Raw genomic sequence first — 757 nt, 5'->3', positions numbered from 1 at the left:
TCCATCCATTCGCGGTATGGGTGACGAGATTTGAGATCGTTATCGATCTCGCTTGATTGCCACAGTTTACCTTTACGAGTATCGACAACTAACAACTCACCAGGGCCAACACGACCTTTTTTCGCAACTTCGTCTGGTGCGTAATCCCAAATACCGATTTCAGAAGCCAGCGTGATCAACTTGTCTTTTGTGATCACGTAGCGAGCTGGGCGCAGACCGTTTCGGTCGAGGTTACATGCTGCGTAGCGGCCATCGGAAAGTACGATCCCTGCTGGGCCATCCCAAGGCTCCATGTGTTTGGAGTTGAAATCGTAGAAGGCTCGTAGATCGGGATCCATATCTGGGTGATTTTGCCGTGCTGGTGGAACAAGCATTCGCATGGCTCGGAAGATATCCATGCCGCCGGCCAAGAATAGATCCAACATGTTATCCAGACTTGAAGAATCCGAACCAGTCTCATTTACAAACGGAGCTGCGGTTTGTAAATCGGGCAGCAATGGGGAAGAGAATTTATAAGCACGCGCTCGGGCCCATTGGCGGTTGCCTTCAATGGTATTGATCTCACCGTTGTGAGCAAGATAACGGAACGGCTGCGCCAGTGGCCAGCGAGGTTGAGTGTTGGTTGAAAAACGCTGGTGGAACAGACAGATAGCGGATTCCATGCGTAGATCAGCAAGATCAAGGTAGAAGCGAGGCAAATCCGCAGGCATGCACAAACCTTTGTACACCAGCACTTGCGTCGATAAGCTACAGATGT

At 50.6% G+C, this 757-nt stretch carries 1 pseudogene; it reads right to left on the bottom strand.

From position 1 onward, the window contains the following. Positions 1–757 (bottom strand): annotated as a pseudogene (locus tag R7Q48_RS26880) (glutamate synthase large subunit); the annotation flags it as partial.

The sequence above is a fragment of the Vibrio sp. 378 genome, from assembly GCF_033339435.1.
This window is presented reverse-complemented; position numbering and strand designations above follow the sequence as displayed.